This is a genomic window from Stenotrophomonas sp. Sm6012, from assembly GCF_030985895.1.
In the GTDB taxonomy this organism is placed as follows: domain Bacteria; phylum Pseudomonadota; class Gammaproteobacteria; order Xanthomonadales; family Xanthomonadaceae; genus Stenotrophomonas; species Stenotrophomonas forensis.
This window is the reverse complement of record NZ_JAPTFX010000209.1, coordinates 1-5806: the sequence shown is the minus strand read 5'-3', so window position 1 is coordinate 5806 and position 5806 is coordinate 1. Positions and strand designations below refer to the sequence as shown.

Sequence of the window (5806 nt, the reverse complement as noted above, 5' to 3'; positions counted from 1 at the left end):
CAGCAATCCCGGAACCGGCCGCGCCACCGGCAACGCCCGAGGCTGCTCCGATGGCGACTCCGATGGCCCCCGCCCCGCCCGCACCGGCTTCCCCCGCGCGGGCACCCGCAATGGCCGCAGCACCCAAGCCCGAACCCGTGGACGCACCGGCACGCGCCGCGCGTTCAAGGGCGGCCGAGGCCGCCGCCGATGCCGCCGCCGATACAGCTCTTGCAACACCGTCGGCCGCTCCTGCAGCGGCACCGCCTGCGCCACCGGCCCCGGCGGCCTACTCGGCAGCTGCTCCGGCCTTCGCGCCCGCTCCGGCAGCGGCGCTCAAGGCACGCCCGGCCGAGGCGGCCATGGACGACGCCGCAGCCAACGCCGAACCGGCGCAGGCACTGGATCGGGTACAGATCACCTCGATGAAGCGCGAGGCCGCCAGCCGTTCAGCCGCAGGCGTCATGCGCCGCAGCAGCGATGCCAGCCTGAGCGCCGATGCGGTGCAGGCCGAAGTCGGCGCCGACGCGCGCCTGCCGCGCCGGCAATGGCTGGAAAAAATCCGCGACCGCCGCGATGCGGGCCAGCGCGACCTTGCCCGCGCCAGCCTGGAACGCTACATCGAGCAGTATCCGGAATCGCGCCTGCCGCGCGACCTGCGCCCGTTGCTGGACGACTGAGGCCCGCGGAGGCCGGGCGCAACACCGTAGAATGGTGGAGATGCCCGATACCCTCGCCCAGCCGGTCAGCCACACGCTGGAAGTCAAACACAGCCGTTTCATTGCCCATGCCACGCCGATTGATGGCGCCGCGGCAGCGATGGCGTTCCTGCAGCAGGTTGCAGTGGCCGATGCCACGCACAACTGCTGGGCTTACCGCCATGGGCAGGACTACCGTTCCAGCGACGATGGCGAACCCGCAGGCACCGCCGGGCGGCCGATCCTGGCTGCCATCGATGGCCAGGGTTTCGACCGGGTGATGGTGGTGGTGACGCGCTGGTTCGGCGGCATCAAGCTCGGTGCCGGCGGCCTGGTCCGCGCCTACGGCGGTGCCGCCGCCGAGTGCCTGCGTACCGCCCCACGCCTGCCATTGGTCACCATGGCCCGACTGCAGCTGCTGGCCGGCTTCGAGGACCTGGGCAGCCTGCATGCCACCCTGCCTGCTTTTGGTGCCGGGAAACGTGATGAACAGTTCGATGCCAATGGCGTGTGCCTGCGGGTCGAATTGCCTGCCGATCAGGTCGACGCATTGAAAATCCGCCTGCGCGACGCCACCCGTGACCGTATCCGCATACAAGACGACGACCAGGATGACTGACAAGGACGACGCCCCCGCTTCGACCCCGCCGCTGCGCCGCCTTGGCAGCCTGCGCACGCTATGGCCGTTCGTGCGCCGCCACAGTGGCCTGTTCACGGCCTGGCTGCTGGCCCTGGCTGTCTCTTCGGCAGCCACGCTGAGCCTGCCGCCGGCCGTGAAGCAGATGATCGACCACGGCTTCAGCAGCGGCGGCCAGATCAACCGTGCGTTCGCCCTGCTGATGCTGGTGGCGGTGGTGATGGCGCTGGGTACCGCGGCGCGCTTCTACTTCGTGTCGCTGCTGGGCGAAAAGGTGGTCGCCGACCTGCGCAGCCAGCTGTACGCGCATCTGATCCAGCTGGGCGCCGGCTTCCACGACCGCAGCCGCAGCGGTGAGCTGGTCTCGCGCCTGACCGCCGACACCGAACTGCTGCGCAGCGTGGTCGGTTCAACGATGTCGGTCGCCCTGCGCAGCAGCGTGACCGTGGTCGGCAGCCTGGCGATGCTGTTCGTCACCAGCCCGAGGCTGGCAGCGTGGTCGCTGCTCGGCATCCCGCTGGCGGTGCTGCCGATCATCATCGGCGCGCGCAAGCTGCGCACCGTCGCGCGCAACAGCCAGGACCGCATCGCCGATGCCAACAGCCTGGCCAGCGAGACCCTCGGTGCGGTGCGTACGGTGCAGGCCCATGCCCGTGAGCCGTACGAACGCGGCCGCTTCGACCATGCGCTTGGCGACGCGATCAAGGCCGCACGCCGCCGCATCGGCGCGCAGTCGCTGGTCACCGCCAGCGCCATCCTGCTGGTGTTCGGCGCCATCGTGGGAGTGCTCTGGCTGGGTGCACACGACGTGATCGACGGGCGCCTGAGCGCCGGCACCCTCGGCCAGTTCGTGCTGTATGCGCTGATCGGCGGCGGCTCGGTCGGCGCGCTGGCCGAAGTCTGGAACGAACTGCAGCGTGCGGCCGGTGGCATGGGCCGCATCGGTGAGCTGCTGCAGGAAGACATCGAGATCCGCGCGCCGGCACAGCCGCACGCGCTGCCGCAGCTGCTGCGTGGCGAAATCCAGTTCGACGATGTGGTCTTCCATTACCCGCAGCGGCCGGACCAGGCCGCGCTGGATCATTTCAGCCTGCACGTGCAGCCCGGCGAGACCGTCGCCCTGGTCGGCCCGTCCGGCGCCGGCAAGAGCACGGTGCTGTCGATGCTGCTGCGTTTCCACGATCCGGCCAGCGGCCGCGTCTGCGTGGATGGCGTCGACGTGCGCCAGGCGGACCCGGCCGAACTGCGCGCGCAGCTGGCGCTGGTACCGCAGCAGCCGACGTTGTTCGCGGCCAGTGCGCGCGAGAACATCCGTTATGGCCGCCTGCAGGCCAGCGACGACGAGGTCGAGCAGGCCGCGCGCGCGGCCGAGGCCGATGGCTTCCTGCGTGCGTTGCCGCAGGGCTACGACAGTGAACTGGGTGAGCGCGGCGCCCGCCTCTCCGGCGGCCAGCAGCAGCGCGTGGCGATTGCCCGTGCCCTGCTGAAGGACGCGCCGATCCTGCTGCTGGACGAAGCCACCAGCGCGCTGGACGCGCAGAGCGAGTACAGCGTGCAGCAGGCGCTGGAGCGGTTGATGGCCGGCCGCACGACGCTGGTGATCGCCCACCGCCTGGCTACCGTGCTCAAGGCCGACCGCATCGTGGTGATGGACCAGGGCCGTATCGTGGCCGAGGGCACGCACGCACAGTTGCTGGCCGAAGGCGGTCTGTACGCTGAACTGGCAAGGCTGCAGTTCATCGATTGATGACGGTCGCCTAACATCAGCCGGACCAAGCTGGCCACGAACAGCAGCGACCGTAGTCCGTATAAGGAGGTGCACGATGTCGTTCCGTCAGTTTCCCGCCGTCGACAGCAATGGCGAAAGCCACATCATCATCGAGTTCAAGCCCGAGGCGAATGGCAGCGGGCACCACTCCGAGGCTACGCCGCGCTACGAGCTGGATGATGGCCGCCAGCTGGTGCGCAACGGCCGCGAGTTCACCACCAGCGGCGGCGAACTGCGGCTGACGATCTAGCACTGCCACCCTGCCTGGTGGGTGCCCACCTTGGTGGGCACTGGCTTTATCGCCGCGCCTGACGGACGCGGCTGCGAAAAGCAGTCGAGCATCGGTCGACGCTACAAAGAGGCGTGGTCAATTTATCACCAGGCATCTTGACAGCCTTGCGGACCAAGGCTTGCGCGCGGTTATCCACATGTTTGCGCAGAAATCATCCACACTGCCTGTGGATGAATTCAGCCGAGCACCCGGCCGATGCCGCTGGCGTCCACCTCGGCCGCCGACGCAGCGATCGCCATCGGGTCGCTGCCCGCAACGAAACCGATTCGGAAATGCACTTCGCCGCCGGGCGTGCGCGAAGAGTGGATCGAGGCCAGGCTGATGCCGTGCTGCTCGAACACATTCAGCAGCTCACGCAGCGAACCGGGCCGGTCTTCCGGCAGATGCACCGACAGCGCATTGCGCTCGGTCAGGTCCGCCAGCAGGTAGCCCACCCGCTCGAAGGTGTAGTTGCCGTCAGCCAGGGCCTGCTCGCCGAAGGCGCTGCGGTTGGCCGACAACAGCTGCTCACGGAATGCCCCGCGTGCACCGTCGTCGCCCTGCCCGACCTGTGCCTGCAGGGACTGCAACTGGCCGATCAGCCGCTCCAGCATCGGCGCCACGTACGGGTTACCGAACTGGATGTCTTCGTAGATGACCGGATTCAACGACAGGATGCGCGAAATGATCGCGGTATCCAGCTCGAACGACGCCGAACGATACGGCATCATCGCGGCCAGGTCGCCCAGCTGCGGCTGGTACTGGCGCAGCACCCCGGCCTGGGCCAGGTGGCTGGCATGCACCATCGCCTGTACCAGCGCCATCATCTGGTCATGGTGCTGCGGGGTGGCACGCACGCACTCGGCCTGCAGCGCCGCGCACAACGCGTCGACCCACGGCTGCCAGTGCTGCAGCCGCGCTTCGCACACCACCATCACCCGGCCTTTCAGCGTCGGTGCCTTGGGCGGTGCGGTCATCGGATGCAGGCCGACCACTTCAGCCTGCGAGGCCAGCATCGCCTGCACCGGCGCTTCCTTCACCGACGTCACGTCCAGCCACAGGCGGTCCTGCTCGCGCCCCGCGGACTGCTGCACGTACTGGGCGATCAGCGCGGGCGTGTGCCGGATCGGTGCCGAGAACACCAGCACATCGGCCTGCGCCAGCAGCTGCTCCGGCGTGTGTGAAGCCGGGTCTGCGGGATCATGGCCGATCACCTGCAGCTGCATGTGCTGCTGGAAGAAGCGGCTCAACCAGCGCCCATAGGCGCCGGCGCTGCCGACAATGCCGACCGTGCGCGGCGTGCGTTCGTGCAGACCGCTCATGCCACGCGTTCGGCGCGGAAGCGCGTACCTTCGGCCAGCGCAGCAGGCGCTGCGGCAATAACGTCGAACTCTTCGAAGCCGTTGTCCAGGGTCGCCTCCAGCGCCGCATGGGTACCGGCAATGGCGCGCGAGATCGCCTGCTGCATCGATTCGCCGCGCAGCAGGAACGACACTACCAGTGACATCAGCACATCGCCGGTGCCTGCCACATCCACCGGCAGCAGCGGCGAGGTCCAGCGCCAGGTTTCCTCGCGTCCCACCGCCAGGGTTACCAGCTCACCGGGGTTTCCACCGACGCTGTGCGCGATCACCCACTGCGGACCACGGTCGAGCAACGTACGGGCGGCGGCGATGGCATCGGCCTCGGCCAGTGCGGGCATGCCGGTGAGCCGATTGAGTTCGAATGCATTCGGCGTGACCAGCCAGGCATGCGGCAGCAGGCGCTCGGCGAAGATTGCTTCCAGGCCAGGCTCGACATAGGGCCCGGTATGGGTATCACCGATCACCGGGTCCAGGCAGTAGCGCAGCTGCGGGCAGGCCGGCAGGATCTCGTCCAGCCAGTCGGCGAACGCCGCACCGTTGGCGGTACTGCCGAAGTAACCGGACACCAGCATCCTGGCCCGCTGCGGCAGGCCGCGTTCGTAGGTACCGAGCAACAGATCGGCGAACCAGTCGGCGGGCAGCACGCGGCCTCGGGTGGTGTCGTAGAACGGCGCGTTGCTGAGCAGCACGGTCGGGATTTCCGCCACGCGCACGCCGAGCGCGCGCATCGGCGGGACGGCGGCACTGTTGCCGGCGTGGCCGTAGACAAGTTGCGACTGGACCGAGATGACATCGATCGGCGATGGGCCGTCGGGCCGCTGGCGGCGGCCGTGGACCAGGTGGTTGTCAAGGGATTCGCTCATGCCAGCATTCTACGCCCGGTGGAGGGTTCGGCAGGGCTTGCAGCCCTGCACCTGCTTGCAAGCCAGGTCAACGTCAACGTCAAAAACGGGCATTCCGTGGGGAGGCGGGGCGGTGCCGGAGTGCGGGGACGCCGTGAACCCCGCTCCGCGGTCCGGCCCAGCCGCTGGCGGCTGTGCGTTCGGGCGCTTGCGAAGCAGTGCTTCGCAAGCAAAGCGCCCTCACCCA

Annotated in this window: 5 protein-coding genes and 1 pseudogene; 4 read left to right on the top strand and 2 right to left on the bottom strand. The window is 68.7% G+C overall.

All coding sequences use genetic code 11. The annotated features are described in order from the left end of the window. The 4 genes and pseudogenes from O0J73_RS21260 to O0J73_RS21245 form a co-directional block, all read left to right on the top strand. Positions 1 to 659: pseudogene (locus tag O0J73_RS21260) on the top strand (hypothetical protein); the annotation flags it as partial. Between the two features lie 40 nt (positions 660 to 699). Further along, a complete protein-coding gene (locus O0J73_RS21255; RefSeq protein WP_049458065.1) occupies positions 700 to 1296 on the top strand; it encodes a YigZ family protein in 597 nt (198 codons plus the stop codon). After that, positions 1289 to 3061, top strand: a complete 1773-nt coding sequence (locus O0J73_RS21250) for an ABC transporter transmembrane domain-containing protein (protein WP_197564577.1) — start codon at positions 1289 to 1291, stop codon at positions 3059 to 3061. Before O0J73_RS21255 ends, O0J73_RS21250 begins: the two co-directional genes overlap by 8 nt. A gap of 76 nt (positions 3062 to 3137) precedes the next feature. Further along, complete coding sequence (locus tag O0J73_RS21245) at positions 3138 to 3332, top strand: hypothetical protein (RefSeq protein WP_005416191.1); 195 nt, start codon at positions 3138 to 3140, stop codon at positions 3330 to 3332. A 218-nt stretch (positions 3333 to 3550) separates the two neighbouring features. Here O0J73_RS21245 and O0J73_RS21240 read toward each other — a convergent pair whose 3' ends face one another. Together O0J73_RS21240 and pdxY are read right to left on the bottom strand one after the other, a co-directional pair. Beyond that, positions 3551 to 4675, bottom strand: coding sequence for a prephenate dehydrogenase (locus O0J73_RS21240; RefSeq protein ID WP_308309582.1), 1125 nt, complete (start codon positions 4673 to 4675; stop codon positions 3551 to 3553). Next, positions 4672 to 5580, bottom strand: a complete 909-nt coding sequence (gene pdxY / locus O0J73_RS21235) for a pyridoxal kinase (RefSeq protein WP_197564575.1) — start codon at positions 5578 to 5580, stop codon at positions 4672 to 4674. The genes O0J73_RS21240 and pdxY overlap by 4 nt, the downstream gene beginning before the upstream one ends. Positions 5581 to 5806: the final 226 nt, after the last annotated feature.

Excerpts from the sequence above, each read along its gene's own strand:
- pdxY (WP_197564575.1), bottom strand. The coding sequence starts at position 5,580 with ATGAGCGAATCCCTTGACAACCACCTGGTCCACGGCCGCCGCCAGCGG.
- O0J73_RS21255 (WP_049458065.1), top strand. The coding sequence starts at position 700 with ATGCCCGATACCCTCGCCCAGCCGGTCAGCCACACGCTGGAAGTCAAA.
- O0J73_RS21245 (WP_005416191.1), top strand. The coding sequence starts at position 3,138 with ATGTCGTTCCGTCAGTTTCCCGCCGTCGACAGCAATGGCGAAAGCCAC.
- O0J73_RS21250 (WP_197564577.1), top strand. The coding sequence starts at position 1,289 with ATGACTGACAAGGACGACGCCCCCGCTTCGACCCCGCCGCTGCGCCGC.
- O0J73_RS21240 (WP_308309582.1), bottom strand. The coding sequence starts at position 4,675 with ATGAGCGGTCTGCACGAACGCACGCCGCGCACGGTCGGCATTGTCGGC.